At 65.0% G+C, this 26,535-nt stretch carries 24 protein-coding genes; 14 read left to right on the top strand and 10 right to left on the bottom strand.

Translation table 11 applies throughout. From position 1 onward, the window contains the following. Positions 1-3: 3 nt before the first annotated feature. Positions 4-744 carry a hypothetical protein gene (locus tag VRZ08_RS02455; protein WP_414531467.1) on the bottom strand — a complete coding sequence of 247 codons (741 nt, stop codon included), beginning with the start codon at positions 742-744 and terminating at the stop codon, positions 4-6. Then, positions 725-1,285 (bottom strand): hypothetical protein, encoded by a 561-nt coding sequence (locus VRZ08_RS02450; protein ID WP_264052517.1) that lies wholly within the window; start codon positions 1,283-1,285, stop codon positions 725-727. The genes VRZ08_RS02455 and VRZ08_RS02450 overlap by 20 nt, the downstream gene beginning before the upstream one ends. A 764-nt stretch (positions 1,286-2,049) precedes the next feature. Between VRZ08_RS02450 and VRZ08_RS02445 the strand changes: the two genes are divergently transcribed. From VRZ08_RS02445 to VRZ08_RS02420, 6 genes are read left to right on the top strand one after another with little or no spacing between them, the layout of a single operon-like run. Then, positions 2,050-2,139 carry a K(+)-transporting ATPase subunit F gene (locus VRZ08_RS02445; protein WP_104511648.1) on the top strand — a complete coding sequence of 30 codons (90 nt, stop codon included), beginning with the start codon at positions 2,050-2,052 and terminating at the stop codon, positions 2,137-2,139. 33 nt (positions 2,140-2,172) lie between these two features. Further along, a complete protein-coding gene (gene kdpA / locus VRZ08_RS02440; RefSeq protein ID WP_414531466.1) occupies positions 2,173-3,876 on the top strand; it encodes a potassium-transporting ATPase subunit KdpA in 1,704 nt (567 codons plus the stop codon). A gap of 19 nt (positions 3,877-3,895) precedes the next feature. Beyond that, complete coding sequence (gene kdpB, locus VRZ08_RS02435; protein WP_414531465.1) at positions 3,896-6,016, top strand: potassium-transporting ATPase subunit KdpB; 2,121 nt, start codon at positions 3,896-3,898, stop codon at positions 6,014-6,016. A gap of 12 nt (positions 6,017-6,028) precedes the next feature. Further along, entirely contained in the window at positions 6,029-6,634 is a 606-nt protein-coding gene (locus tag VRZ08_RS02430) for a K(+)-transporting ATPase subunit C (protein ID WP_414531464.1), read from the top strand. A 44-nt stretch (positions 6,635-6,678) separates the two neighbouring features. Further along, positions 6,679-9,402 (top strand): DUF4118 domain-containing protein, encoded by a 2,724-nt coding sequence (locus VRZ08_RS02425; protein ID WP_414531463.1) that lies wholly within the window; start codon positions 6,679-6,681, stop codon positions 9,400-9,402. Then, complete coding sequence (locus VRZ08_RS02420) at positions 9,399-10,091, top strand: response regulator transcription factor (protein ID WP_408018821.1); 693 nt, start codon at positions 9,399-9,401, stop codon at positions 10,089-10,091. The genes VRZ08_RS02425 and VRZ08_RS02420 overlap by 4 nt, the downstream gene beginning before the upstream one ends. Before the next feature lie 10 nt (positions 10,092-10,101). Here the strand turns inward: VRZ08_RS02420 and VRZ08_RS02415 are convergent, their stop codons facing one another. Then, positions 10,102-12,531, bottom strand: a complete 2,430-nt coding sequence (locus VRZ08_RS02415) for a YbcC family protein (protein ID WP_414531462.1) — start codon at positions 12,529-12,531, stop codon at positions 10,102-10,104. 21 nt (positions 12,532-12,552) lie between these two features. After that, positions 12,553-14,124: a proton-conducting transporter membrane subunit gene (locus VRZ08_RS02410; RefSeq protein ID WP_414531461.1), complete on the bottom strand. Its 1,572-nt coding sequence runs from the start codon at positions 14,122-14,124 to the stop codon at positions 12,553-12,555. A gap of 110 nt (positions 14,125-14,234) precedes the next feature. Here VRZ08_RS02410 and VRZ08_RS02405 point away from each other — a divergent pair, with 110 nt between their 5' ends. From VRZ08_RS02405 to VRZ08_RS02395, 3 genes are all read left to right on the top strand, one after another. Beyond that, positions 14,235-15,113 carry a LysR family transcriptional regulator gene (locus VRZ08_RS02405; RefSeq protein ID WP_264073697.1) on the top strand — a complete coding sequence of 293 codons (879 nt, stop codon included), beginning with the start codon at positions 14,235-14,237 and terminating at the stop codon, positions 15,111-15,113. 87 nt (positions 15,114-15,200) lie between these two features. Beyond that, positions 15,201-15,872 (top strand): trimeric intracellular cation channel family protein, encoded by a 672-nt coding sequence (locus VRZ08_RS02400; RefSeq protein ID WP_414531460.1) that lies wholly within the window; start codon positions 15,201-15,203, stop codon positions 15,870-15,872. A gap of 130 nt (positions 15,873-16,002) precedes the next feature. Further along, positions 16,003-16,566 (top strand): DUF4142 domain-containing protein, encoded by a 564-nt coding sequence (locus VRZ08_RS02395; RefSeq protein ID WP_414531459.1) that lies wholly within the window; start codon positions 16,003-16,005, stop codon positions 16,564-16,566. A gap of 267 nt (positions 16,567-16,833) precedes the next feature. Here the strand turns inward: VRZ08_RS02395 and VRZ08_RS02390 are convergent, their stop codons facing one another. Both VRZ08_RS02390 and VRZ08_RS02385 read right to left on the bottom strand, forming a co-directional pair. Continuing rightward, positions 16,834-17,814: an NADPH:quinone oxidoreductase family protein gene (locus tag VRZ08_RS02390; RefSeq protein WP_414531458.1), complete on the bottom strand. Its 981-nt coding sequence runs from the start codon at positions 17,812-17,814 to the stop codon at positions 16,834-16,836. 63 nt (positions 17,815-17,877) lie between these two features. Continuing rightward, positions 17,878-18,423 carry a GNAT family N-acetyltransferase gene (locus VRZ08_RS02385; protein WP_414531457.1) on the bottom strand — a complete coding sequence of 182 codons (546 nt, stop codon included), beginning with the start codon at positions 18,421-18,423 and terminating at the stop codon, positions 17,878-17,880. A gap of 222 nt (positions 18,424-18,645) precedes the next feature. Here VRZ08_RS02385 and VRZ08_RS02380 point away from each other — a divergent pair, with 222 nt between their 5' ends. Continuing rightward, complete coding sequence (locus tag VRZ08_RS02380) at positions 18,646-18,993, top strand: 5-carboxymethyl-2-hydroxymuconate Delta-isomerase (RefSeq protein WP_414531518.1); 348 nt, start codon at positions 18,646-18,648, stop codon at positions 18,991-18,993. Between the two features lie 18 nt (positions 18,994-19,011). Here VRZ08_RS02380 and VRZ08_RS02375 read toward each other — a convergent pair whose 3' ends face one another. Further along, positions 19,012-19,698 carry an oxidoreductase gene (locus tag VRZ08_RS02375; RefSeq protein WP_414531456.1) on the bottom strand — a complete coding sequence of 229 codons (687 nt, stop codon included), beginning with the start codon at positions 19,696-19,698 and terminating at the stop codon, positions 19,012-19,014. A 241-nt stretch (positions 19,699-19,939) separates the two neighbouring features. Between VRZ08_RS02375 and VRZ08_RS02370 the strand changes: the two genes are divergently transcribed. From VRZ08_RS02370 to VRZ08_RS02355, 4 genes are all read left to right on the top strand, one after another. Then, positions 19,940-21,091 (top strand): diguanylate cyclase, encoded by a 1,152-nt coding sequence (locus VRZ08_RS02370; RefSeq protein ID WP_414531455.1) that lies wholly within the window; start codon positions 19,940-19,942, stop codon positions 21,089-21,091. A 327-nt stretch (positions 21,092-21,418) separates the two neighbouring features. After that, on the top strand, positions 21,419-22,060 hold the full coding sequence (gene catB, locus VRZ08_RS02365) for a type B chloramphenicol O-acetyltransferase (protein WP_414531454.1): 642 nt from the start codon (positions 21,419-21,421) through the stop codon (positions 22,058-22,060). Positions 22,061-22,270: 210 nt separating this feature from the next. Then, positions 22,271-22,540, top strand: a complete 270-nt coding sequence (locus VRZ08_RS02360; protein ID WP_414531453.1) for a hypothetical protein — start codon at positions 22,271-22,273, stop codon at positions 22,538-22,540. A 45-nt stretch (positions 22,541-22,585) separates the two neighbouring features. Then, on the top strand, positions 22,586-22,882 hold the full coding sequence (locus VRZ08_RS02355) for a type II toxin-antitoxin system HicB family antitoxin (RefSeq protein ID WP_264073689.1): 297 nt from the start codon (positions 22,586-22,588) through the stop codon (positions 22,880-22,882). Between the two features lie 106 nt (positions 22,883-22,988). Here VRZ08_RS02355 and VRZ08_RS02350 read toward each other — a convergent pair whose 3' ends face one another. From VRZ08_RS02350 to VRZ08_RS02340, 3 genes are all read right to left on the bottom strand, one after another. After that, on the bottom strand, positions 22,989-23,468 hold the full coding sequence (locus tag VRZ08_RS02350; protein WP_414531452.1) for a hypothetical protein: 480 nt from the start codon (positions 23,466-23,468) through the stop codon (positions 22,989-22,991). Positions 23,469-24,133: 665 nt separating this feature from the next. Next, positions 24,134-24,382: a DUF2442 domain-containing protein gene (locus VRZ08_RS02345; protein ID WP_414531451.1), complete on the bottom strand. Its 249-nt coding sequence runs from the start codon at positions 24,380-24,382 to the stop codon at positions 24,134-24,136. A 223-nt stretch (positions 24,383-24,605) separates the two neighbouring features. Continuing rightward, on the bottom strand, positions 24,606-25,850 hold the full coding sequence (locus VRZ08_RS02340) for a reverse transcriptase domain-containing protein (protein ID WP_414531450.1): 1,245 nt from the start codon (positions 25,848-25,850) through the stop codon (positions 24,606-24,608). Positions 25,851-26,535 lie beyond the last annotated feature (685 nt).

The following is a 26,535-nucleotide window of genomic DNA, read 5'->3' as shown; positions in this document are numbered from 1 at the left end:
GGATCAGCGGTTAACCGTGCCGGCGCGCCAAGCGAGTTGAAGCTGCGAGTAAATCATCTCTCCGCTGGCGTTGTGATGGGCGATGGTGAGGGAGGCGTCGAGTCTGAGGGACTCCCAATCGTCGGGCAAGATATCGATCCAGCGGTCGTCGGATCGGCGCCTGCCGCGGGCGATGGTCATACCAGCCTGCAACTGGCTCTGGATACTTACCCTCATCTCACGGGCGAGCATCTGGACGGCTTCATCGACCATCACCGCCTCGATCGACAGCACCGCGATATGGTCCCGCAGTTTCCGGACGGCGGGCGACGTTTTGATCGACGCCGCCGTGATCCGGTCATGGAAATCGCGAAGCCTCACTTCGGCCTCGGCGCGCCTCCGGTGAACCCGATCTGACTGCCGCGCCACCTGTTCGAACCGCTGGATTGTGCGTCGCGGAAGCAACGGCGCGGCGATCGAAATGAAAGCGGCACGGCGGCCCTCGCGGCTTCTATCCCTGCGCGGAAACCATGGCCGTGCCTCCGTCATCGCCGTCCCGGTCCATTTCGGACGAGCCGATATCCCCGTGGCCGCCAGACCGATGCCGATGTTGGCGAACGCGATCCAGGATGGTGACACCCCTAGGATCAGCAGGGTCGTCGAGGCCGAGGCGATACCGAGGACGGAGAGACACGCCCAGGACTTCATTTGTCGGGGTGACTTGAACCGAGGTGGCGACCGAACATCAGTGGGCATGTCGGTCATCCATCGTGGCTTGGAATGAACGGCGCGGGGCGGGGCGCAGTCGGCCCGGGCGGTACATCCGGACTGCTTTTCGAGCCGCGTTCCATAGCCCTGGCCAGTCGTTCAACCAGGGAAGCCAGTGCATGAGACGCGTGTGTCTCCCTCGTTCCGGCTGGTCATCGTCGAGAACGATCGCCGGCTTGATCTCTCCGGTGGTCATGCCGGCGAATGTGAGCGCTGACGATCTGAACAGGAAGCGGCCGCGGCATCGTCCGGCTTCGTCGAGGACGATCCAGCCGCCTTCAGGATCGTGCCTGACGAAGAGCAGCGGGATCCCCGGTGCAAGGATCGCGGCGCAGGGGCGGGCGAACCGGCGCTCTCCGGATTTTCCATTTGCCGAGTGGTCCGACGGGATACGCAAAGTTTCCTGGCGATCGTGACGACCAACGGCCAGTGTGGCTTTCGAACGCAGCCAACCCGCCGTCGCTCGATCTGCCTGTGCGCGGAGCGTGTCGACAGCAGCGCGAAGGCCGCGGATCCACAGCGATGAAGTCCTGATCACGATCGTTCCTCACGGCTGATGCGCCGTGGGCAAAGCTAGACGAGGGCCTCATAGGGATTCGAGACGATCCCGCGGACGAAAATGTAAAGAGAGAATAGGCAGCCGGCGTTCGGCGGCCGAAGCTATGCGGCGCTTATGGAATGGTCGGTTCGCCAGCCTGGAAAACAAACGGCGCGACAATCAATCTCGTGGCGGTCACATAGCAAGGATGACGCCATGTCAACGACGCCAAACATCCGGATCGCAGCGGGCCTCCTGTCCGATCGGCGGGCTCCCCGCATCAAACCTTCACCGTCCCTCGCACAACGATTGCTCCGCGGCATTTGGGGCGTGTTGCGTTCGGCGAAAGCCAGGATCGCCGCTGCGAAATTGCACCGGTTGAGGGTTGAACTCGAGCTCCGAGGTCGTCGCCTGCCGCGGTGACGAATTCGTGCCGCTTCGTCGGCACACGCTGCGGTCAGCTGTCAGAAGCAACGTCGCGTCCCGCGGCGACAACCAGGCCCGACCGCTCCCTGCTGGTTCCCACGGGATGCACGCCGACCCGGCCGTTTATAGCTTTCATATATCTTCGTCGCAGCGACGATCTCGAAAACTTACGCGGCAAGTGGCACTTCGGCAGGGTACGAGTTGGGCGCGTTGATGACGATGCCCGTCGCAGATGAGGCCTTCAATGTCCGACATTTTGATGCTGGCGCTGTGCGCCGGGTTATTCACGCTGGCGATTGGCTACGCTTATGCGTGCGAGCGTTTGTAGGAGAGCAGCGATGACCATCGACTATGCGTTGGCGGGCGCCGTGACTGCGGGACTGCTCGCTTATCTCACCTACGCGCTGCTGCGTCCCGAACGGTTCTGACCCAAGGCCGGACGCACAACAAGGACGACTCTCATGACCTTCATTGGTTGGTGTCAAATTGCGCTGTTCGGCGCCGTCGTGGTCGCGCTGGTCAAGCCGCTCGGTTGGTACATGACGCGTGTCTTTGCTGGCGAGTGGACGCCGCTGACACCCGTGCTGCGCCCGGTCGAGACCGTTCTGTATCGTGCGGCTGGTGTCGATCCGAAGCAGGAACAGCATTGGCTGACGTTTACGCTCGCCATGCTGCTGTTCCACATCGGCGGCTTCGTCATCATCTACGCCGTGCTACGTTTGCAGGCGCTGCTTCCGTTCAATCCGGCGGAGCAGGGTGCGGTGGCGCCGGACCTGGCGTTCAACACCGCGATCAGCTTCCTCACCAACACCAACTGGCAGAACTATGGCGGCGAGAGCACGCTGTCCTATCTGTCGCAGATGCTGGCGCTGACACACCAGAACTTCTTGTCAGCCGCGACCGGTATCGTGTTGGCAATGGCTTTGATCCGCGGGTTCTCACGTGCGTCGGCGCGGACGGTCGGTAATTTCTGGGTCGATATCACCCGTTGCACGCTATACGTGCTGCTGCCGATCTGCATTCCCTATGCGCTGTTCCTGGTCTGGCAGGGCATGCCACAGACCTTGGGCAGCTACGTCGATGCGACCACGCTCGAAGGAGCGAAGCAGACGATCGCCGTGGGACCTGTGGCTTCGCAGGTCGCGATCAAGATGCTCGGCACCAATGGCGGCGGCTTCTTCAATGCCAATGCCGCGCATCCGTTCGAGAACCCGACCGCGCTGTCCAATTTTGTGCAGATGTTGTCGATCTTTGTGCTCGGTGCCGCGCTGACCAACGTGTTCGGCCGGATGATCGGCAATCAGCGACAGGGTTGGGCCATCCTCGGCGTCATGGGTGTGTTGTTCGTGGTCGGGATTGCGGTCGCTTACTGGGCCGAGGCTTCCGGAACGGCGACGCTCGATGCGCTCGGGATCACTGGCGGCAATATGGAAGGCAAGGAAGTCCGGTTCGGCATCGTGGCGTCGGCGCTATTCGCCGTGGTGACCACCGCCGCCTCCTGCGGCGCGGTGAACGCGATGCACGACTCCTTCACCGCGCTCGGCGGCATGATCCCGCTGATCAACATGCAGCTGGGGGAGATCATTGTCGGCGGCGTCGGCGCCGGCCTTTACGGCATGCTGCTGTTCGTCGTGCTGGCGATCTTCGTCGCCGGCCTGATGGTCGGCCGCACCCCGGAATACGTCGGCAAGAAGATCGAGGCGCGCGAGGTGAAAATGGCGATGCTGGCGATCCTGGTGCTTCCGCTGATGTATCTCGGCTGGACCGCGGTCGCCGTGGTTCTGCCGTCGGCGGTCGCCTCGATGGGCAATGCCGGGCCGCATGGCTTCAGCGAGGTGCTGTACGCCTTCACGTCGGCGACTGCGAACAACGGGTCGGCGTTCGGCGGGCTCACCGGCAACACCTTCTTCTACAACCTCACTCTGGCGACCGCGATGTTCGTCGGCCGCTTCATGATGATCGTACCGACGATGGCCATCGCCGGATCGCTTGCCGGCAAGAAGCTGGTGCCGCCGTCGGCTGGCACGTTGCCGACTACCGGCGGGCTGTTCGTCGGTCTGGTCGTTGGCGTGATCCTGATCATCGGTGGGTTGACCTTCTTCCCGGCGCTCGCGCTCGGCCCGATCGTCGAGCAGGTTTCGATGACCGCCAAGACCCTGTTCTGAGACATTCGGAGTGACTGCAATGGATGCGGTTCAAATCAAGACACGCGGCAAGTCATCGACCTTGCTCGACCCGAAGATCGTGTTGCCGGCGATCGGCACATCGTTCGCCAAGCTCGATCCTCGGGTGATGATCAAGAATCCGGTGATGTTCGTGGTGGAAGTGGTCGCGGCGCTGACCACGGCGCTGTTCGTACGGGATCTGGTCACCGGCAGCGCGGATCTCTGGTTCACCGGCCAAATCATCCTGTGGCTGTGGTTCACAGTGCTGTTCGCCAACTTCGCCGAAGCGGTCGCCGAAGGGCGCGGCAAGGCGCAGGCCAATACGCTGCGCGAAACTCGCGTCGGGACCGTTGCGAAGCGGCTGCTGATGCAGGGCAACACTGAGCTGTATGAAGGTGTCGCGGCCGAGCATCTCGCGGTCGGCGATCTGGTGCTGGTCGAAGCCGGAGACGTGATCCCCGGCGACGGCGAGGTGGTGGAAGGTGTGGCCTCGGTCAATGAGGCGGCGATCACCGGCGAGTCCGCGCCGGTGATCCGCGAGTCCGGCGGTGACCGCTCGGCGGTGACCGGTGGCACCACGGTGATCTCCGATCGCATCGTGGTGCGGATCACCGCGGAAGTCGGCCATTCGTTCCTTGACCGGATGATCAAGCTGGTCGAAGGCGCGGAGCGGCAGAAGACCCCGAACGAGATCGCGCTGAACATTCTGCTCGCCGGGCTCACCATCATCTTCGTGTTCGCAACCGTGACGATCCCGAGCTTCGCGGCCTATGCGGGTGGGCAGATCTCCGTGGTGATCCTGGTGGCGCTGTTCGTCACGCTGATCCCGACTACCATCGGTGCGCTGCTGTCGGCGATCGGCATTGCCGGCATGGACCGGCTGGTGCGCTTCAACGTGCTGGCGATGTCGGGCCGTGCCGTCGAGGCCGCAGGTGACGTCGACACGCTGCTTCTCGACAAGACCGGCACCATCACGCTCGGTAATCGCCAGGCGACCGCGTTCCGTCCGGTGCGGGGCGTCAGCGAACGCGATCTTGCCGACGCTGCGCAGATGGCATCGCTCGCTGACGAAACGCCGGAAGGCCGCTCGATCGTGGTGCTGGCCAAGGAGAAGCACGGCATTCGCGGCCGTGATCTGGCAGAGCTGGGCGCCCACTTCATTCCGTTCACCGCGCAGACGCGGATGAGCGGCGTCGACATCGGCGGATCGTCGATCCGTAAGGGGGCCGTCGACTCCATCCTGGTCTCCGTCGCGGCTGTCTCCGGCGTTGCAGTCACCCAAGGAAATGCCGCGCGCGCGATCGAGACGGTATCCAACGTCGAGGGCGCCCAAGAGCTTGTCGCGATCGCCGACGAGATCGCCAAGGCGGGCGGCACGCCGCTTGCGGTCGCGCGTGACGGCAAGCTGCTCGGCGTCATTCAGCTCAAGGACATCGTCAAGGGCGGCATCCGCGAACGCTTCGCCGAGCTGCGGCGGATGGGCATCCGCACCGTGATGATCACCGGCGACAATCCGATGACCGCCGCAGCGATCGCCGCCGAAGCCGGTGTCGATGACTTCCTCGCTCAGGCGACGCCGGAGGACAAGCTCAGGCTGATCCGCGACGAGCAGGCCAAGGGCAAACTGGTGGCGATGTGCGGCGACGGCACCAATGACGCGCCGGCGCTGGCGCAGGCCGATGTCGGCGTGGCGATGAATTCCGGCACCCAGGCGGCGCGCGAAGCCGGCAACATGGTCGATCTCGACTCCAACCCGACCAAGCTGATCGAAGTGGTCGAGATCGGCAAGCAGCTGCTGATGACCCGCGGGGCGCTGACCACGTTCTCGATCGCCAACGACGTCGCCAAGTACTTTGCCATCATCCCGGCAATGTTCCTGGCGTTCTATCCGCAGCTCGGCGTGCTGAACGTCATGCATCTCGCCAGCCCGCAGAGCGCGATCCTGTCGGCGATCATTTTCAACGCGCTGATCATCATTGCGCTGATCCCGCTGGCGCTGAAGGGCGTCTCGTATCGCCCGGTCGGCGCAGCGGCGCTGCTGCGGCGTAATCTTCTGATCTACGGCCTCGGAGGAATCCTGGTGCCTTTCGTCGGCATCAAGGCGATCGATCTGGCCGTCTCGGCCCTGCATCTGGTGTGAGGAGAAGTCGTCATGTTGAAGCAAGTTCGCCCCGCTGTCGTGTCGCTGCTGGCGCTCACCATGATCACCGGTCTGGCCTATCCGCTTGCTGTCACCGGCATTGCCACCGTGCTGTTTCCGTATCAGGCCCAGGGAAGCCTGGTTGAGCGGGGAGGCCAGGTCGTCGGCTCGGTGCTGATCGGGCAGGAGTTCAAGGAGGACCGCTACTTCCACGGCCGTCCCTCGGCCACTGTCGCACCCGATCCTGCCGACGCCAGCAAGACGATCTCGGCGCCGTACAATGCAGCGAACTCCGGCGGCTCCAATCTCGGCCCAACCAGCAAGGCTCTAGCGGATCGTTTGAGTGAAGACGTGGCCAAGCTGAAGGCGGAGAACCCAGCTGCCGCAATCCCGGTCGATCTCGTCACCACGAGCGGCAGCGGTCTCGATCCGGATGTCTCGCCGGAGGGCGCGCTGTTTCAAGTGCCGCGTGTCGCCAAAGCGCGTGGCGTCCCGGAGGAGCAACTCCGCAAACTGGTCACAGCCTCTGTGCAGCAGCCGCTCGGCGGCGTGCTCGGCGAGCCGCGGGTCAATGTGTTGAAGCTCAATCTGGCGCTCGATGCGGCGGTGCCGCGCTGACGCACGTGCTAGGCGAGTCCGCTGCGGTCGGATATATTTTGCCCATGCCAGATCCGCGCGCTGAGCCGCCTTCGCGACCATCTCCGGACGCCTTGCTTGAACAGGCAAGGCGGCAGGAGCCGGGCACGGGCAGGCTGAAGGTCTTCCTGGGCGCGGCTCCGGGTGTCGGCAAGACCTTCGCGATGCTGCAGAGCGCGCACGCCCGCGCCAAGGCCGGGGTCGACGTGGTGATCGGCTACGCCGAGACCCACGGCCGCGCCGAGACCGAGGCCTTGCTCGCCGGCCTGGAGACTGTCCCGCGCCGGCGCATTCCCTACAAAGGGCAGGTCCTCGAAGAGATGGATCTCGACGCGGTGCTCGCCCGGCGGCCGCAGCTCGCCATCGTCGACGAGCTGGCGCACAGTAACGCACCGGGCAGCCGCCATCCTAAGCGCTATCTCGACGTGCTGGAGCTGCTGGCGAACGGCATCGACGTATACACCGCGGTCAACATTCAGCACATCGAAAGCCTGAATGATGTGGTGGCGCAGATCACCACGGTCCGGGTGCGCGAGACCGTGCCGGACTCGGCGTTTGAGCGCGCCGATGCGATCGAACTGGTCGACCTGACGCCGGACGACCTGATCCAGCGCCTCAAAGAGGGCAAGGTCTATGTGCCCAAGCAGGCCGAGCGCGCGCTGGAGCACTACTTCTCACCGGGCAACCTGACGGCGCTGCGCGAACTGGCGCTGCGGCGTACCGCCGAGCGGGTCGACGAGCAATTGCTGTCGCATATGCAGGCCAACGCGATCGCCGGTCCATGGGCGGCGGGCGAGCGCGTGCTGGTATGCGTCAGCGACGATCAGCGCTCGCAGGGGTTGGTCCGCTACACCAAGCGGCTTGCGGATCGTCTGCGCGCGCCATGGACGGCGATCAACATCGAGACACGCCGCAGCCTGTCGCTGAGTGAGCAGCAGCGCGACCGGCTCGCCGATACGCTGCGTCTGGCCGAAGCGCTCGGCGGCGAAGCGCTGGCGATTCCGGGCGGTGATCGCAGCCTGGCGCACGACATCCTCGCATTTGCGCGTGCCAACAACATCACCCAGATCGTGGTCGGCAAGGCGCCGCGATCGTTCTGGTACGAAGCCCTGCGTGGCTCGACAGTCCACGAATTGGTGCGCGGCTCCGGCAACATCTCGATCCACGTCATGACCGGGACGGCGGTCTCGATCGAGGAAAGCCAGACCCGTTCGCTGCGGCCGGCCGAGGGAACCGAGCCGTTCAACCCGTGGCCGTATCCGATGGCCCTGGTGCTGGTCGGGATTGGGCTCGGCGTTGCCAAGCTGATCGAGCCGTTCTTCAGCATCGAGAACGTCGACCTGGTGTTTCTCACTGCCGTCGTCGGCGTCTCGGTCCGCTACGGGCTGGGACCGTCGCTGCTCGCCAGCGTCGTCGCGTCGCTGTGCTACAATTTCTTCTTTCTCCCGCCGGTCTACACCTTCACCATCACCGATCCGACCAACATCGTCGCGTTCTTCTTCTTCATGTTGATCGCGATCTTGGTCTCGAACCTCGCCGGGCGCGTTCGTGCCCAGGCGACCGCCGCAGCGCAGCGGGTGAGGACGACAGAGTCGCTCTACGCCTTTAGCCGGAAGCTCGCCGGTACCGCAGCACTCGACGACGTGCTGTGGGCGACTGCGTATCAGATCGCGCTGATGTTGAAGGTGCGGGTAGTTCTGCTGCTCCCCGAGCAAGGCCGCATCGCCGTCAAGGCCGGCTATCCGCCGGAGGATCAGCTCGATCCGGCAGATCTGGCCGCGGCGAATTGGGCGTGGGAGAACGATCGGGTGGCGGGGCGCGGCTCCGACACCTTGCCCGGCGCCAAGCGGCTGTTCCTGCCAATGCGGACCGGGCGAGGGCCGATCGGCGTGATCGGGATCGACGACGACCGCGCCGGGCCGTTGCTGACGCCGGACCAGCGGCGGCTGCTCGACGCGCTCACCGACCAGGGCGCGCTCGCAATCGAGCGTGTGCATCTGGTCGAGGACATGGACCGGGTCAAACGCGATGCCGAGTCCGACCGGTTACGGCAGGCGCTGCTCACCTCGATTTCGCACGATCTGAAGACTCCGCTCGCCGCGGTGCTCGGCGCGGCAACGACGATGCGGGATCTGGCGCCGCACCTGAGCGACGCGCAGCGGACCGAGCTGATCGGCACCATCGTCGAGGAGTCCGAACGCCTCAACCGCTTCATCGCCAATTTGCTGGACATGACCAAGCTCGAATCCGGTGCCGTCGTGCCGAACAGCGCGGCCCACGATCTCGGCGAACTGGTCGGCGCCACGCTGCGCCGCGCCACATCGATCCTCGCTCAGCATACGGTCGAACTGGACCTCGGCCACGATCTGCCGATGATCGAGGTCGATCCCGTGCTATTCGAGCAGGCGCTGTTCAACCTGCTCGACAACGCAGCGAAGTACGCGCCGACAGGCAGCGCGATCGAGCTTCGGGCCGCGCAGAGCGGCGGCCTCGTCGAGCTTCAGGTGCGCGACGAAGGCGAGGGGATTCCGCCCGCCGAGTTGGAAACCGTGTTCGACAAGTTTTATCGCGTGCGAAAAGGCGACCACGTTCGGCCCGGCACTGGCCTCGGCCTGGCGATCGCACGCGGGTTCATCGAAGCGATGGGCGGGCGATTGTCGGCCGGCAATCGCGCCGATCGCAGCGGAGCCGCGATGACTATCCGTCTTCCTGTCGCATCGCACCGCGATGCTCTGATCAGTGCAGCGTGAGTGCCATGCCGATTAAAGTTCTGGTCATCGACGACGAACCGCCAATCCGGAAGCTTCTGCGGATGGGTCTCGGAAGCCAAGGCTACGAGGTGATCGAAGCCAGCAACGGCAAGCTCGCGCTGCAAGCGATGGCGAACACGCCGCCCGATCTCGTCGTGCTCGATCTCGGATTGCCCGATCTCCCCGGCCACGAGCTGCTCCGGCAAATCCGCGCGCGCAGCGAAGCGGTTCCGATCGTCGTGCTGTCGAGTCGCGGCGATGAGGCCGGCAAGGTCGAGGCGCTGGACCTCGGCGCGGACGACTACGTCACCAAGCCATTCGGCATGGACGAACTGCTCGCCCGGCTGCGCGCCGCGCTGCGGCATCAGCTTCAGGTGCAGGGCGAGCGCCCGGTGTTTCGCGTCGGCGATCTGTCGGTCGATCTGGTGCGACGGATCGTCAAGCTCGCCGACAAGGACGTGAAACTGTCGCCGAAGGAATACGATCTGCTGCGCGTTCTGGTGCAACACGCCGGCAAGGTGTTGACGCATAAGTTTCTCCTGCACGAATTGTGGGACGAACTCACCGACGCGCAGTATCTGCGAGTCTATGTTCGCCAGCTTCGGCAGAAGATTGAGCCGGATCCCGAGCGTCCGCAGTACCTGCTGACGGAGACTGGGATCGGCTACCGCCTGAAGGCACCGAACTAAGCTCGCCGGTTCACGCGAGCTCTGCGATCGACTGTTCCTGTGCCCCAGGCGTCACGACCACGTTCCAGCGGCCATCGCCGACGTAGCGCCAGTGCATCCGACCACTATCGTCGAGCGCGAGCAGATGCATCCAGCCGTTGTCGAATAGCGCACGCATCTCCGGGTAGCGATCGAGGATGGTGCTGATCGCCTCATGCGGGGCCTCGATCAACACCGACAGGCGCAGCGGCTGGTGGACCAAGCGTTCGCCATCGTGCACCGACTGCCACGGCAAGCCGGCCCGTAGCAGGCCGCCATTGCCTTCAACCACCCCGATCCCGCCGGTGACGTTGTGCAGCAGCTTGTTTCCGGCGCCGAATGTTTCCGGCGCGACGGTGGAGCCGTAGTACTGCAGGCTGATCCAGCTCGCGACCACCACTGGTGCGGTGAGGATCAGCTCGAGCACCGAGAAATCGGTATCCTTGCGCCAGTCATAGTCGTGCAGGAAGGCTTGCCCCTGAAGGTCACGACCGCTGGTGTGGGACCGCGGCGCGGCGATGAAGGCCCGGCAGCCGGCGAGCGCCCATTCGGGGCGGACCTCGGCCCAATCGCGCGCCCGCCGCGCAATCGCGCCGCCCGTCGCCGCCCGCGGCAGCCGCAATGCTCGCTCACTCCGCGTCAACGCGCCGGCGGTGGCGAGCCACGCCCGCGTCTGCGCGAGGTCCGCAGCGTGGGCCGGCGAGGGATGGTCGGCATCATACAGTGTCACTGCGTCCGTGGTGGTGTCATGCAGCGCGCCGACGAATAGCGTATCGGCTGGGATCGCGATGTCGCGACCGGCCAGTGCCGTACGGACCTCCGGATCGTTGAGCAGTCCGGCGAGCAGCCGCGCATTGACGTCCCCGGGGAAGCCGCCGCAGGCGCCACAATGCAGCGCACTGGCGTGCGGATTGTTGACGACGCTGGCACCATGCCCGGCGATCAGAACCAGCGGCGCGAACGGACCCGTCAGCGACATGGCTCTCAGAACGGCCTCGGCCGTATCGACCCGAGCGCCGAGAGCGAGAGGCGGATCAAACTGCGGCGCCGGATCAGCGTTGGTCTTGCGCGTACCGGACCTCAGGCCGTCGCTGAGCAGCTTGGCGACATAGACCGGCCCCATCGACTCGACAAAGGCAAAGGACGAGATCGCTGCCAGCTTGAAGCGGCCCCAGGCGCGCTTGGCGCGCGCGGCGACACGCTTCGCGCGGTCGTTCGCCTCGTGCGCGTGCGTTTGTCCGCTGCAGCTGGTGGTGACACGCGGCGGCAACAGCACCGGCAGGCGGGCTTCGACGACGTCGGATGCGAACCGCCGATGCGCAATCGGAAGGCCGAAGAAGCCGCCGAATCCGAGCGTGTGGATCCGCGGATCGAGGCTTTCCAGTGCGCGCCGGAACGGCTCGGAGCGAACGTCGATGCAGAACGCCATTTGCAGCGTCGGACGATCATCCGGCCTCGGCTGTATTGAGGTCGACAACACGGTTTGAAGCTTCCGCTGCGCGGCGTGTTCGACCGCATCCTGCAGGATGGCGTTGATGTGATCGTCTTCGGTCGGCTGCAGCGGCTCTGCGTAGGCGTCGATCGCGTTGGCCCAATCTGCCGCGATCTGGGGTTGATACTTGCGCAGCAGGGCCGACTGCCAAACTGCGCAGATGGCGATGAGATCGGTCACCGCGGTATCGGTGCTTCCCGATAGCTCTGCCTGCCATAGCCGGTAGCGCGCGAGCTGAGCCCAGCCGCCCAGGCCGACCAGCAGGCGATGGAAGTAGCTTTCCGACGCAGCCTCGCTCAGGCCAAGCTGCTCAACGGCGCGGATCAGCGCCGCATCCGCCGATTCCGGAGCAGCGGCAACATTCGCCGCAAAGCCGGTGAGGCCGAAGATCTCCGGCGTCAGATCGTGGATCGCGGTCAGCCGCCAGGCCGCATAGGCGTTCGGTCCCTTCGGAGCGGCCCACAGCGCTTGGCCGCGATCGAAGTAACCGCTCGCCCAGGCGCTGAAGCGCTCGGCGACGAAGCCGGTCCAATCGAAGCCCGAGACAGCGCTCGCAAGCTCGGCGACGGTCGGCAGCGCCTGCGGCGGCGCGATGTCCGTCTGCGCGGCCCGCTTCAGATCGGCGATCGTCGGCGGACGTGAGGTCGGCGGTGCGGCGTCAAGCGCAGCGGCAAGGTCGACGTCGCTGATCTCGCCGGAGGCGATCCGCTCGGCGTACCAGGGGCGCGGCATCGTCACGGCGGCACCGGCGACGCGGTGGAGCCGGGCGGCCGCCATGGCCAGCGGCTCACCGGTCTGGCCGAGGAATGGGTTGACCGCGACGCTCGACACCAGTGGCCACAGCGGCGGGATGGCTCGGGCGGCGCGTCCGGCCGCCTCGTGCACGGCGGTGAGGTTGAGCTGCGGGACGGGGGGCTTGGTCATCAGCATGGTTGGGCTCCCTTGGCCGGATCACGAGGTGGTGCGGGCGGACCAGCCGCTCAGCAGGCGATCGAGGGCGGCGTTGATGTAGAGGCCGTTCGACAGATGGACGCGCAGACCCGCGGTTGCCGGGTGCGAGGTCCACAGCGGGAACAGCGCCTGGGCGACGGCGATGCCGCCGAAGCTCAGCACCGCCAGCGATATCAGCGTCCATTCCAGCCGGCCGGGCGCGAGCGGCGGCGGCAGCGTGCCGCTGGTCAGCCATTCGGCGGCCGTCTGGAGTGCGAAGTAACCGGCGGCGGTTGCGGCGGAGTAGATTGCGGTGCGGCGGGTCAGCAACCGCGGCGCGGCGTCAGCCAGGCCCTGGGCGAGCAGATAGGCGACGCCGAACACCAGGATGGCGCCGAGCGCGAGCGACTGTGGCGGCTTGTGATCGAACCCGAAGACCAAGCCGAAGCCGGCGCCGATCGACACGTAGATCGCCAGCGCCGCCAGGAAGGCCCGCGCCACGGCCGCGCCGCTCGGCACCGCGATCGGGCCGGGTCGCCGGATCGCGACGATCTGTTCGACCGCGCCGCCGGAGGCGAGGAAGGCGTGCGCCTTGTACAGCGAGTGGGCGACGATGTGCAGCAGTGCCAGCGGAAACAGCGCCAGTCCGCATTCCAGCATCATGAAGCCCATCTGCGCCACGGTGGACCACGCCAGCGATGTCTTCACCGCCGGCTGGGTCAGCATCACCAGTGCGCCGAACAGCGCGGTGAAGCCGCCGACCATCGCCAGCACCGCAAGCACGCCGGGCACTGTCATCATCAGATCGCCGAAGCGGATCAGCAGGAAGCCGCCGGCATTGATCACCCCGGCATGCAGCAGTGCCGACACCGGCGTCGGCGCTTCCATCACTTCGGTGAGCCAGCCATGGGTGGGGAATTGCGCCGACTTCAGCAGTGCTGCGACAGCCAGTAAGCCGGCTGCGATCATCGCGGCGGCGGGCGCATCGCCGGTGCGTGCGGCGGCGTTGATGGTGGCAATGTCCGTGGAGTGATATGCGGTCGCCAGCAGCGCCACGCCACCGAGCATCGCGGCTGCACCGACGCTGGCAAACATCCGCTTCTTGCGCGCGGCCCGCTGCGCGGTGGCGCGGTTTGGATAGAACAGCAGCAGCCGGTGCAGACACTCGCTGGTGGCGATCCAGCATGCCGCGAGCTGCACCAAGTTGCCTGATTGCACCAGCAGCAGCACCGCGGCGATCGCCGTGCACAGCCAGAAGAGAAACGTACCCTGCCGTGCCTCGCCGTCGAGATAGGTCCGCGCGTAGCGCACCACGATCCAGCCGACGAACCCGACCAGGAGCAGCATGGTGGCACTGACCGCATCAAGCCGTGCCGACAGGCCGACGCCGGCCAAGCCGATTAGCGGGCTCGTCGCGGGGCCGACCATGATCAGCACCGCGAGCGCACCGGCGGTGATGACGAAAGCCAGCAGTGCCGCGGCCTCGGCCATCGCCGGCACCAGCGGCGGACGCCGCCCTGGACGCGCGAAGGCGAACGCGGCGGCGATCAGCAGGGGCAGCGGTGCGGCGAGTGGCAGCAGATCGAGGGGCACGGGGCTGTTCTCCGGATGCGGGCGATGAAGAGTTTCGCCGCCGGGATAGACCCGCGACTGGATCAAAGAAAATTCATTGTTTTCGGGCTGACGTTCGCTAAAATCGAACGATGAATGGGCTCAACTACAACCATCTGCGCTATTTCTGGGCGGTCGCGCATGACGGCAATCTGACCCGCACGGCGCAGCGGCTGAACCTGACGCAATCGGCGCTATCGGTGCAGATCCGCAAGCTCGAGGAGCGGATCGGCCACGCGCTGTTCGAGCGCCGCGGCCGGCAATTGCATCTCACCGAAGCCGGCCGCATCACCCTTGATCATGCCGATGCGATTTTCGCGACCGGCGAGGAACTGATCGATACGCTGCGCAACACCGGGGTGGCGCGACAGGCGCTGCGGGTGGGCGCACTGGCGACACTGTCGCGCAATTTCCAGATGGCGTTTCTGCGCCCGGTGCTCGGCCGGCCCGACGTCGAATTAATCCTGCGCTCGGGTAGTGCGGCGGAGCTGTTGCAGCTGCTCGGGGCGCTGAGCCTCGACGTGGTGCTGATCAACCACGCCCCGGCGCGCGACAGCGTCAACCGGCTGGTGGTGCACCGGCTTGCCGAGCGCTCGGTCAGCCTGATCGGCACCCGCGCCCGGCTGCGGCGGAAGGGCAGTCTCGAAGACCGGCTGCGCAGCCATCCGGTGATCGTGCCGACCGCGGGCAGCAGCATCCGGATGGGCTTCGACGCGCTGGTGGCGCGGCTCGGCATCCGGCCGCAGATCGCCGCCGAGGTCGAGGACATGGCGATGATGCGGCTGTTGGCGCGGGAAGATCTCGGCCTCGCGGTGCTGCCGCCGATCGTGGTCAAGGACGAACTCGACGACGGCCGGCTGATCGAAGCCGAGCAGCTGTCCGGCATCGTCGAGACTTTCTACGCGGTGACGATCGAGCGGCGCTTTCCCAATCCGGTGCTGACCAAGCTGCTGCGGGCGAAGAAGATCTAACGGTGGGAAGCGGGGCGGACCAATGCACTCGGCGCGTGCGGCGGAGTAGCTTGGGCGGAATCGGCGCGGCTTAGCGTGCGCGGTCTGATGAAGGCGGCAGGTCTCGACATCATGGACAAGTTTCCGGTTCTGCTCGATCTGGCTGGGACCTTCGTGTTCGCGCTCAGCGGCGCGGTGGCCGGGGCGCGGCGGCGGCTCGATCTGTTCGGTGTGCTGGTGCTGGCGTTCGCGGCCGGCAATGCCGGCGGCATCACCCGCGACGTGCTGATCGGCGCGGTGCCGCCGGTCGCGGTGCAGGACTGGCGCTATCTCGGGGTGTCGCTGCTCGCCGGCCTCGTCACCTTCTATCTGGTGCCGGTGATCGTGCGGATCAGCAGCGCGATCCTGATGTTCGACGCCGCAGGGCTGGCGCTGTTCGCCGTCACCGGCGCCACCAAGGCGCTGGCGCACGGGCTCAGCCCGGTGACGGCGATCGCGCTCGGCGTGGTCACCGGGATCGGCGGCGGCATGGTGCGCGACATGCTGCTGGCCGAAATCCCCACCGTTCTGCGCGCCGAGCTGTATGCGGTGGCGGCGGCGATCGCCGCGGCGATCATCGTGCTCGGCCAGATGCTGCACTGGCCCGACGGGCCGGTCACCACCGCGGCGCTGCTGGCGTGCTTTGCGCTACGCGTCGCCGCGATCCGCCGCGGCTGGCGGTTGCCGGTGGCGAAGATCGAGGAGCCGGCGCCAAGCGACAAACCGGGGCAGGGCGATTAGCGGGCGGTGATCCCGCGCCGGTGTCGCAGCCAGGAACGGAGCCTTCGCGGTCGAGTTGCATCGATCAACAGGCCCGCGCCGGTGAGTTCCGGGCGCGGCTTCCGACACGCGGACATCAGGAGACACCGATATGAAGGGCGCCATCGTTCTGTTGAGCGGCATGCTGCTCGCCACCCCCGCCGCCGCGCAATCGGCCGCGCAGGCGCCCGGCGCGCCGCCGTCTGCGATCAGCTCGACCACGGCGGGCTTCATCCAGCAGGTTGCGATCTCGGATCTGTTCGAGACCGCCTCGGCGCGGCTTGCGCTCGCCCGCGGCACCGACGCGCAGAAGCAGTTCGCCAATCAGATGCTGCAGGACCACGGCAAGACCTCGGCCGACGTCCGCCGCCTGATCGCCCAGCGCGGGCTCAAGGTCGACGTCCCGAGCCAGCTCGATCCGCCGCATCAGGCGCTGCTCGACAAGCTCAACGCCACCGAGGGCGCCGCCTTCGCCGCGACCTATGCCGAGCAGCAGGTGCAGGCGCATCAGCAGGCGGTGACGCTGTTCCGCGGCTATGCCGGCAATGGCGATTTCCCCGAGCTGAAGCAATGGGCCGCGCAGACGCTGCCGGTGCTCGAACATCATCTGCAGATGGCGCAGCAGCTCGGCAGCGGCAACGCCGGGACAGTCGGCACCTCGCAGGCGGCGAAGTAAGCGCTGCGACGTGCGATCATGCGTGGTACCACGTCATTGCCGGGCTCGACCCGGCAATCCATCTTCTTACTCGATGCGTGCTGACGCACGGGATGGATGCGCGGGTCGAGCCCGCGCATGACGTTGGTCCGCGTGGAGAGGCTTTACGACGGCGCATGCTCGAAAGTTCGTCATTGCGAGGAGCGCGGCGACGAAGCAATCCATCTTCTGCAAGAAGCTGGATTGCTTCGTTTCGCTCGCAATGACGGTGCGGCGATTCCTCCCGCGCTACGGCGCGATCCGGATGACCACTTTGCCGAGCGCGTCGCGGCCGGCGAGGGTGGTGAAGGCGGCGCGGAAGTCCTCGAGTGCGAAGGCCGAGACGATCGCGGGCTTCAGCGCGCCGCTGGCGAGCAGCCGCGACAGCTCCGTGGTGCAGCGCGCCAGCACCTCCGGCTCGCGCCGCGGCAATTGAGCGAGGTCGACGCCGAGCAGGCTGCCGCCTTTCAGCAGCGGCAGGTTGAACGGCAGCGCCGGGATGCTCCCGGCCGCGAACCCGACGACGATGTGCCGGCCGTTCCAGGCGATCGAGCGAAACGCCTCGACCGCGACCGGCCCGCCGATCGGATCGAAGATCACGTCGGCGCCGTGGTCGCCGGTCAGCGTCTTGAAGGTGTCGCGCCAGTCCGGCTGGGTGTAGTCGATCACGGCGTCGGCGCCGAGTTTCAGCGCGAAGTCGCGCTTCTGCGCGGTGGACGCTCCGGCGATGACACGGGCGCCGAGCAGCTTGCCGATCTGGATCGCGGCGGTGCCGACGCCGCCGGCGGCGCCGAGCACCAGCAGGATCTCGTCCCGCTGCAGCCGGGCGCGCTCGGCCAGCGCGTAGTAGGCGGTGAGGTAGTTGGCCCGGAACGAGGCGCCTTCTTCCGGCGAGACGCCGTCCGGCAGCGGCGCGACCGCCTCGGCCGGCACCACGATGTATTCGGCGAGCGCACCGGAGCGCGCCATCCCCATCACCATCTGGCCGGGCGCGAGGTTGGCGACGCCGTCGCCGACCGCGTCGATCACGCCGGCGAATTCCGTGCCGGGAATGAACGGCAGCGGATCCTTGGTCTGATAGCGGCCCTGCACTTTGAGGCCGTCGACGAAGCCGATGCCGACCGCCTGCACCCGGACCCGCACCGATCCCGGTGTCACCGCCGGCCGCGCGATCTGTTTCAACGCGACCTGGTCGATCGCGGCATAGTCTTCGACGACGACGGCTTTCATCAGGGGCTCGGGCGTTGGCAAGGGCGATGGTCCTTTTTCGTGTGAGGAAAAACAGGCGGGCTTTCAGCAGATCTTTTCGAACCGGAAGAAGCCGCCGTCCGGCGGCAGGCCGTCCGGTTCGGCTTGATGTTCGAGCTCGTGCTCGTGCGGATCGGGGTGACGGTCGTTGTAGTATTCGACGATCTTGAAGCCGCATTTGTTGACGTAGAAGTGGATATTGCGGCGTTCGAAATACGGCGTGTGGGTCTGCCACACCTTGGTCTGCGGATAGCGCTGTTCGATCGCCCGCCACGCGGCGGTGCCGAGGCCGCGGCCGTGCGCCGATGTGGCGATGAAGAACAGGTCGAGCGAATTGTGCTGGGTCGCGGCGTCGATCCGCACCACCACGCCGCCAACGCGTTCGCCGTCCGCGATGATGTGCAGCACCTCGGCGCCCGGCGCATCGAACGATCGCTGGATGTCGCTGTCGGCTGGAATGCGCTCGCCCGGAATCGAGCCGAACTCTTCGACCACGGCCACCGCGAACGCGTCCTGCAGCTCGCGCATGAAGACGGGGAGATCCTGTTTCGCCGCGGGGTGAAGCGTGACGTGCTGGTCGGGGCGGTTCAAGCTCGAGAGCTCCAGTTGGGCTCGGTCGGCAGAGAGGCCGAGCTGGCTGCGTTGACTCGCAGCCTTCGTCCGCGATGGTGGCGCCGAGATGGCGCGGGCTCGATGGCATTTGCGCATACAGCGATCGGCGGCGCGGCGCTTGCGTTGATCCGCCGTGGGCTTGACCGCGCCGGCGCCAGCGCCAATGAAGGCGCGGTGGTCACGGCGCATGAGGGAAGGGCGATGCCGCATCTGGTGATGGACTATTCCGGCGACGATCTCGGCCGCGACCGGATCGCGCCGCTGCTGGCGCAGCTCGCGGTCGCCGCGGCGGCAACCGGCGTGATGCAGGCGGCCGACATCAAGGTGCGGGCGCGCGGCTTCGACGACTATCTGGTGGCCGGCACGCGCGACAGCTTCGTGCATCTTGCCGTGTTCATGCTGGCGGGCCGTACGCCGGAGCAGAAGGTGGCGCTCAGCGTCGCGCTGCGTCAGACCCTGGTCGAGCACTGCCCCGACATTCATAGCCTCAGCGTCGACATCCGCGACATGGACCCCGAGGCCTACAAGAAGCGGCTGAAGCAGGCGTAGGGCGCTCGTTCGCGCCCTCTAGCGGCGAAGCAGCGCCATCATCTCGCGCCAATGATAGATCTGCAGCTTCGGCGCATCGGACCGCGCCGCCGCGATCATCGACAGCGCGACGTCGCCGGCGTCGATGCCGCGAAACCGATCGGCCCTGCCGCGCAGCAACGGGTTGACGATGTGCGCAAGCGCAATGAACAGCCGCTCCACCGGGCGGTGCTCGCTGCGCTCGCCCATCAGCATCGACGGGCGGAAGATCGCGGTGCGCGGAAAGCCGAGCGCGATGATGTCGCGTTCGGTCTCGCCCTTGGTGCGCAGATAGAACGAGCGTGAGGCGGCGTCGGCACCGACCGCGGTGACCAGAAACACCGCCTGCGCGCCGGCCTCGCGCGCGATCCGCGCGGCCGCCACCGGATAGTCGTGGTCGATCTTGTAGTACGCGGTCTCGTCGGGCGTCTGCTTGCGCGTGGTGCCGAGCGCGATGAACACCTCGTCGGCTTTCAGTTGTGCGGCCAGCGCCGGCAGGCGGTCGAGGTCGCCGATCAGCGCCGTCAGCTTCGGATTGTTGAAGGTCAGCGGTCGCCGCACCACCGCGATCACCCGCGCATAGTCGGCGCTGTCCAGCAGCCCGCGCAAAAGCTGCGAACCGATCAACCCGGTCGCGCCGAACACGAGCGCGGTTTTCGAAGCGGAGCTGTCGCCGGATGTGGTCATGTGCGGCAGGATGGCACAGGCGCGTGGCGGACCGCAACGCCAAGCCGCACAGCATCGGCGGCGACCGAAGGTGTCTCAGAAACCTCCACCAGCAGCTTGCCGGACGCGTGGCGAAGCACGCTGCGCTGATCGGCCGGAAGCGATGTCACTTGGCTAAAATTGAATCGAGTGCGTGGTGGATTTAGACAGCCGATGGAGGCACAACACGCGGGCTTGAGCTGGTGAGGTCGCGACGTTCGAAATGCCGGGTTCCGTTGTCAGAGTCACGCTGTCCCTGATCGGGCCAGGCATCATCGGCGTATTCGGCCTCGCGTTTCTCGCGGCCTGGAGCTACGACCGGCGGCGGCCTTATCTCGCTCTTCTGGCGGCTGCGTGTGCGCTGTTCGCTCTCGGGGCGACGAGCCAGATTCTGTATTGGCCACGTGATACGGGCCTCAACGCGATGGTGTCGGGCGCGCTCTACACCTGCGCCGTGATCGCGGCGGTCGAAGGGGTGCTGATCCGCTCGGGCAGGGCGTTGGGCTGGTGGATCGATGTCGTGATCTTCGCCGCGTTTTCGCTGGCGCTGTACTACTTCTTCTACGTCGATCGCAATCTCTTGGCGCGCATCTACGTGCAGAATTTCGGCTACGGACTGCTGCTCTGTGTCGCCGCGCTGCGGCTTGCGCAGCTCAGACACGGCCGCGTGGTCGACCGCATCCTGTTCTGGACGCTGCTCCTGTTCGGGCTGCACTTCTTTCCCCGCACCGTGTTCACGGTCGGCGCCTCGCCGCCGTCGGGTGGACCACTCGCCTTCGCCGACTCGGTGTTCTGGCAGACGCTGCAATTGTCGCTCGCGGTGCTGGGCGCAGCGCTAGCGATGGCCATCCTGGCTGCGGCGGTGTCCGACCTGATCGATGATCTGCGCCGCGAGCGCGATCTCGACCATCTCACCGGGCTGCTCAACCGCCGCGGCTTCGAGGCGGAGATCGCGGCGCCGATGCGCCGCGCGCCCGAAGGAGCGTCGCTGATTTTGTGCGACGTCGACCATTTCAAATCGATCAACGACACCTTCGGTCATGACGTCGGCGACGTCGTGCTGCAGGAGATTGGGACGATCCTGCGCAGAACCGCGCGCAAGGGCGATCTGGTCGGCCGCTGGGGCGGCGAGGAGTTCGCGGTGTTCCTGCCGGACGCTTCGCTCGCCGACGCCGCCGAATGCGCCGAACGGCTTCGCCAGACCATCGCCAACAGCCGCATTCCCGGTCTGGACACGCGGCCGGTGACGGCGAGCTTTGGGGTGGCGACGATCCGCGAAGCCGGCGACTGGGCGGCGCTGTACAAACTGGCGGACAGTCGGCTGTATTTGGCGAAGGCAGCGGGCCGGGATCGCACCGTCGATTGCGGGATGTAGTCGTCGCGTAGCCCGGATGAGCGAAGCGACATCCGGGATCAGCGTCTCTGCGGAACGAAGAGTCCCGGGTCTCGCTGCGCTCACCCGGGCTGCGCTTTCGCGATCCACAGTATGGCGACGGGCAGGGGGACAGCCTTGGCATCGGCTGACGCATGCGCCATCATGCGAGAATGAAGGCCACACACAGTACCACCGGCATCGCGCTTCCGCGGATCTGACGCTGGAAGCTGCAGCAGGCGATCGCCCTGATCGCTCGCTGTCGGTCACCCGAGAAGGTTCGGGTGAGCTATCGCCGCATGCGCGGCTTGCGAACCATTGGTCCTCACCATGCATAACGTTTTCGAAAGCCCGTTCAAGGGCATCACGCTCGATCGCCTGGTCACCAACCCGAATATCCGGGTCGGCCGCTACAGCTACTATTCGGGCTATTATCACGGTCACGGCTTCGACGACTGCGCCCGCTTCCTGCTGCCGGACGACGGTGTCGACAAGCTCGTGATCGGTTCGTTCTGCTCGATCGGCTCGGGTGCGGCTTTCATCATGGCCGGAAACCAGGGGCATCGCAGCGACTGGATCAGCACCTTCCCGTTCTTCTGGATGCCCGAAATGCCAGCCTTCGCCGGCGCGGCAAACGGATTCCAACCCGCCGGCGACACGGTCATCGGCAACGATGTTTGGATCGGCACCGAAGCCATCATCATGCCCGGCGTCACAATCGGGGACGGCGCGGTGATCGGCGCGCGGGCTGTGGTGACGAATGACGTCGAGCCTTATGCCATCCTCGGCGGCAACCCCGCGAAGCTGATCCGGAAGCGGTTTGGCGACCCCGACATCGCGCGGCTGCTCGAGCTTCGCTGGTGGGACTGGAGCGACGACGACCTGAGAGCCGCGATGCCGATCCTGACCAGCGGCGACGTGGCGGCCCTTCACCGGCATTGGCAGACGGCGGTCCAATCGCCGTGTAGCTAGTCCCGTAGCCCGGATGAGCGAAGCGACATCCGGGGGGCAGCATTTCGGCGGGCCGAAGAGCCCCGGGTGTCGCTGCGCTCACCCGGGCTACGCTGATCCACTCTGCGGGCTCCGGGCTTTGCTTGCCTGTCCCACCTCGTGACGGATTGGGCTGGCGCCAATCCGTCGGTGGTCGCAGTATGATGCATGTAACGCCCCGGGGATGGCGCCATGGCGACAATCGATGAATTTCGGAATGAGTTGTTTCAGCAGATCGCGAGGGCGGCCCAGCAGGGCCGTCCTCACGTAGAGATTAACGCAGGAGAATTGCATCGTGTTGTCGGCGGCTATCCTCCAAAGCCCGGCGGCAATCATTCTATGCCGCTGTGCTGCGATGCTATGCGTGCCGAGTCGAAGAAGGGGGCTGCCGAGATCGTTTACGAGACGGAAAGCGGTAAGTCGGCGTCGCTGACGATTCGATACTACCTGCCAAGGCCCTGAATTTCACGGTGCCGCATTTCGAAAGCGACGTCTGAAGGAGGTCCGATGAGCGCATCATCCGGCTATCTGGCGCTGGTTTACAAGGACAGCGACACCTCCTATGGCGTCGCCTTTCCCGATGTGCCCGGCTGCATCTCGGCCGGCGACACCTTCGAGCACGCGATCGACAACGCCGCCGAAGCGCTCGGTGGTCATCTTGCATTGCTGCGTGCCGACGGCGATCCGATCCCGCAGCCACGCAGCATCGAGCAGCTGCGCGACGACCCGGAGTTTGTCGCGGATGCCGCCGATGCGGTCGTGGCCTTCGTCCGCCCGCAGGCGGAGCGAGCGGCGGCGGAGTGACGAGCCGCATAGTCCGTAGCCCGGATGAGCGAAGCGATATCCGGGGCCAGCATCTCGGCGCACGAAGACTCCCGGGTGTCACTGCGCTCACCCGGGCTACGTTTGGTTAGTTCCTGACGCAGGCCGCGCTGAACCGCTCCACGATCGGCTTCAGTCCCTTGACCGACCATTTGTCCTTCAGACCGCCCGAGACGCGGATTGCCTGTCCCGCCGTCAGGACGCCGATCAAGGGCTGGGTTTCGCCGGGAGCAAGATCCGCTCTCAGCTCGAAGGCTCCCGTCATCTCAAAATTCTTGCTGCGCACCGACTTGCCGTTAAGCGTGACGGATTGCGCGCCGCTTGTCAGCGTGACGCTCAGCGGCTCGCTTTTGCCTTTGCCGAGGCTCGTGTATCCGCCCAGTCCGATCTGCACCGCGCCGCTCTTCAGGCACGTCAGGCGCAGCACATCGTCGGCTTCTTCCTCACCGGCCGGCATGCCGAGCACTTCGGCGGGCTGCTTGGTGGACGTCCACCGCACCTCCGTTGCCTGCGCTGCCGAACCGAACGACAGAGCCAGCACCAGCGCGCCGGTGAATGCGATACGCATGACCTATCTCCCAAGCTGCGACGGCTAGTCCGCTACGCCGGAGCGGGCGCAGGCGCCACAGCGTCCGGCCGGACGCCAGCCGCACCGGCGCGGACCATTGCTCATGGTGAGACGCGTTGTCGGGGAAGATGGTTCACGGCCGTAGGCCGGAGGGCGCTAGAGCCGAGCGTCTAGCGCTGTCGAGGAGGATCGGCGGATTATGCTGCGCTAAACCGCCCTACGGGCTCATCCGCCCGCGGGGCTATGCTCATTTGAATTATGCGCTCTACGAGCCGCCGTCGCTCATCTGAGCTCGGCCTTGCTCGTTCCATGTTCCTCGAATAAGGCGGCAACCTTCGACCAAGAAAGCTTGAATCCGTAAGAATTTCCATTCGGAAACCAGACGGCTGACCCATGCGAGATCTTTAACTCGCCCAGCTTGCTATCATTCTTCTTGATCTCAATACAAACGTCTGCTCGTCCTACTTCTAAGGGAGGTGTCGTGAGGAAAACACGATGAGTTGCCACGCTAAATTCTCCGAATTGCTAATGCATCACTGTATTTCTAAAGTCAGAAAGCGCAAGGTCGCCGAAAGTTGGTAACAGTGCGTAGGGCGCAATAGCGAAGCGTGTTGAGCCGTCGCATGATCAGCAGCGGATTACGCTTTGCTAATCCGCCCTACGAGCTAAGCCGCAGTTTCCGATGTTTGCGTCACGTCGCCACGGCCAGCCAGCAGGCCGGCCACCGAAATGTCCTCGTCGAGCGCTTCCCAATGCATTCCGACGCGGCTCAATTCCACCTGGGCTCGCTCGGCCGGCGTTGCCCGCATCAGCCGCGGAAACCAAGCCAGCGGCACGCCGAGGGTGCGACCGTCCGACAACTCGACCCACATCGTATGGTCGTCAAAGCGGACGCTGATGGCCGAAATGCTCATGCCAGGCTCTCAAGATCAGGTCGCGGCTGACTGCGATAACGACCATTGTAGTCCTGTACCCCGGATAAGCGAAGCGCCATCCGGGGGGCGTATCGGCGGACGCGGCGCGAAGAGTCCCGGGTATCGCTGCGCTCACCCGGGCTACGCTTGCTGGAGTCCCGGGTATCGCTGCGCTCACCCGGGCTACGCTTGATACGGGTTAAGCTCATGCGAGCGACGGTCGCTAGGCCAAGTCTTCGATGTCGTTCACTGGATCTGGAAGCTCAAGCTTTCCGAACCCAAGATATGTCCGCGCCCGATCATTGACGTTTTCCAGAACCGACTCGCCAAAGATATCCTGGAATATCGATTCTAGAATGTCCCGCATCGAGCCTCTGAGTGCAGAGTCCAGTAGAGTAAAATTGTACGCGTCTTTGTAGATCCCCAAGTAAGAGCAGATGGATCGCGTCAAAGTGACGACTGAATCCTGGAAGGTCATTCCTCTGTCAGATTGGGTGCTGAAATTGAATTCGCTTTCTAGCCTCTGCTTGATCTTGGCAATCTGTTTGTGAGAAACGGCTGAGACGTATCCGAAGCCACCGGGTGCCACTCTCAATTCCCTGCCTAAGAACTCCACGGATTCCGTTGGAGCGACGAGCTTCGTTTTTGAATGATCGTCAAGGTCGGGGATAGTGAAACCTAGCGCGAGAAGGTCATCCCTGACAAATTGGAGCCCGGCTTGCGCTTCGGCTTTGCTCTCGAAGAAGAGTATGATGTCATCGGCGTATCGGACCATTTTCAGCCGCCGGCGCTCGACGTGGAAATCAAAGGGTGCGAGAACAAAATTAGAGAGCAGGGGAGATAGTGGCATCCCCTGTCGGAGGCCGACACCGCGCTTGATTCCTCGGGCGGCTAGTTCTGCCCTTAAGCGACGGTCTTCTTTAACTTCGCAATCCACAAATCGCTTGAGGAGCGGCGTGACGCTATTTCGCGGCAAAGCTCTCTCGATACGATCCTTCAATTGATCGCGCGGAATCGAATCGAAGAATGATTCAATATCGGTCTTTACGCACCATCTAAGGTTGGTTCTCAGTTCCAGTGCGTCGCTTATCGCATTCCTGACACCTCTTCCCGGAAGAAAGCCGTAGGAAGATGCCCGAGAAATTCTCAGCCTTGAGCCCGAGGCCAGATATCCCATCAACGCGCGTTGAACTATCCGATCTTGTATAGTGGGGATGCAGATTAGGCGGTCATTCTTGCTGTTGGGCTTCGGGATAAGAACCGCACGCAATGGAGACGGGCCATATTGCCCGTTTCGTATAGCCTTCGCCAAATTAGCGATGTTGGAGTCAAGGCGTGCTGCGAACTGCTGAGCGGTTATGCCGTCTATTCCGGGCTTCCCCGCGTTAAGCGTGCTGTCCTTCGAATGAAGCCAAGTCTTTACGAGGTTGGCTTTTGTGAAAGCCCGGCACTGGGTTCGTAAACTCATCGTTCTCTCAGGCCTAGGATCGAGCCGATTGGTGCACCTAAGCCTGTTTGAACGGGTGCCAACGCAGCGTGCTTGACGCATTTGCTGGCTGTTGGAGCTTCGCGGGAGCCACGCTTTCGCGGTCCCCGCTCGGCACCTGACAGATCACCGTCTGGAGGTCAATTACTGACTGACCCAGGACGATGTGGATGGCGGCCACGAAAAGAACAAATCGTGAACGCGCGCTGCTGGTGCTCCGCTTCCGGCCTTGCCTCGCCTCGTCGTAAAAGTCCTTAGCCCCGCTCTTACCATTATGCACCTTGGGCATCGGCACCCCCGTTGATCTTTTGTGCCAACGCAGCGTGCTTGACGCATTTGCTGGCTGTTGGAGCTTCGCGGGAGCCACGCTTTCGCGGTCCCCGCTCGGCAACGGACAGATCACCGTCTGGAGGTCGTTTCAGGCGAGAAACGGTTACCAACGATTGAAATTTATCATGCTTGATAGTGCCGATCAACCGATTGGAACGAACTATCAACGGGTCTTGCGAGAAGAATAAGTGCGACGCTGGTAGCGTAAATGCAAAAGGCCCCCCGATGGGGAGGCCTTTCACACTTCACTGTGGGAAACCTATCGTTCAATTCCGCCGTGCCAAGAGCAGGTACCTTTACCTAAGCTCCGGCTCAGCCAGCCATCGCGACATATACT

The sequence above is a fragment of the Rhodopseudomonas sp. G2_2311 genome (assembly GCF_047501505.1).
In the GTDB taxonomy this organism is placed as follows: Bacteria; Pseudomonadota; Alphaproteobacteria; order Rhizobiales; family Xanthobacteraceae; genus Rhodopseudomonas; species Rhodopseudomonas palustris_H.
Note: the sequence above shows the minus strand (reverse complement) of the source record. Positions and strands in the feature narration are given on the sequence as shown.

Coding starts and splice junctions, on each gene's coding strand:
- VRZ08_RS02455 (WP_414531467.1), bottom strand. CDS start 744: ATGACCGACATGCCCACTGATGTTCGGTCGCCACCTCGGTTCAAGTCA.
- VRZ08_RS02445 (WP_104511648.1), top strand. CDS start 2,050: ATGACCATCGACTATGCGTTGGCGGGCGCCGTGACTGCGGGACTGCTC.
- kdpA (WP_414531466.1), top strand. CDS start 2,173: ATGACCTTCATTGGTTGGTGTCAAATTGCGCTGTTCGGCGCCGTCGTG.
- kdpB (WP_414531465.1), top strand. CDS start 3,896: ATGGATGCGGTTCAAATCAAGACACGCGGCAAGTCATCGACCTTGCTC.
- VRZ08_RS02430 (WP_414531464.1), top strand. CDS start 6,029: ATGTTGAAGCAAGTTCGCCCCGCTGTCGTGTCGCTGCTGGCGCTCACC.
- VRZ08_RS02425 (WP_414531463.1), top strand. CDS start 6,679: ATGCCAGATCCGCGCGCTGAGCCGCCTTCGCGACCATCTCCGGACGCC.
- VRZ08_RS02415 (WP_414531462.1), bottom strand. CDS start 12,531: ATGCTGATGACCAAGCCCCCCGTCCCGCAGCTCAACCTCACCGCCGTG.
- VRZ08_RS02405 (WP_264073697.1), top strand. CDS start 14,235: ATGAATGGGCTCAACTACAACCATCTGCGCTATTTCTGGGCGGTCGCG.
- VRZ08_RS02400 (WP_414531460.1), top strand. CDS start 15,201: ATGAAGGCGGCAGGTCTCGACATCATGGACAAGTTTCCGGTTCTGCTC.
- VRZ08_RS02395 (WP_414531459.1), top strand. CDS start 16,003: ATGAAGGGCGCCATCGTTCTGTTGAGCGGCATGCTGCTCGCCACCCCC.
- VRZ08_RS02390 (WP_414531458.1), bottom strand. CDS start 17,814: ATGAAAGCCGTCGTCGTCGAAGACTATGCCGCGATCGACCAGGTCGCG.
- VRZ08_RS02380 (WP_414531518.1), top strand. CDS start 18,646: ATGCCGCATCTGGTGATGGACTATTCCGGCGACGATCTCGGCCGCGAC.
- VRZ08_RS02375 (WP_414531456.1), bottom strand. CDS start 19,698: ATGACCACATCCGGCGACAGCTCCGCTTCGAAAACCGCGCTCGTGTTC.
- VRZ08_RS02370 (WP_414531455.1), top strand. CDS start 19,940: ATGCCGGGTTCCGTTGTCAGAGTCACGCTGTCCCTGATCGGGCCAGGC.
- catB (WP_414531454.1), top strand. CDS start 21,419: ATGCATAACGTTTTCGAAAGCCCGTTCAAGGGCATCACGCTCGATCGC.
- VRZ08_RS02360 (WP_414531453.1), top strand. CDS start 22,271: ATGGCGACAATCGATGAATTTCGGAATGAGTTGTTTCAGCAGATCGCG.
- VRZ08_RS02355 (WP_264073689.1), top strand. CDS start 22,586: ATGAGCGCATCATCCGGCTATCTGGCGCTGGTTTACAAGGACAGCGAC.
- VRZ08_RS02350 (WP_414531452.1), bottom strand. CDS start 23,468: ATGCGTATCGCATTCACCGGCGCGCTGGTGCTGGCTCTGTCGTTCGGT.
- VRZ08_RS02345 (WP_414531451.1), bottom strand. CDS start 24,382: ATGAGCATTTCGGCCATCAGCGTCCGCTTTGACGACCATACGATGTGG.
- VRZ08_RS02340 (WP_414531450.1), bottom strand. CDS start 25,850: ATGAGTTTACGAACCCAGTGCCGGGCTTTCACAAAAGCCAACCTCGTA.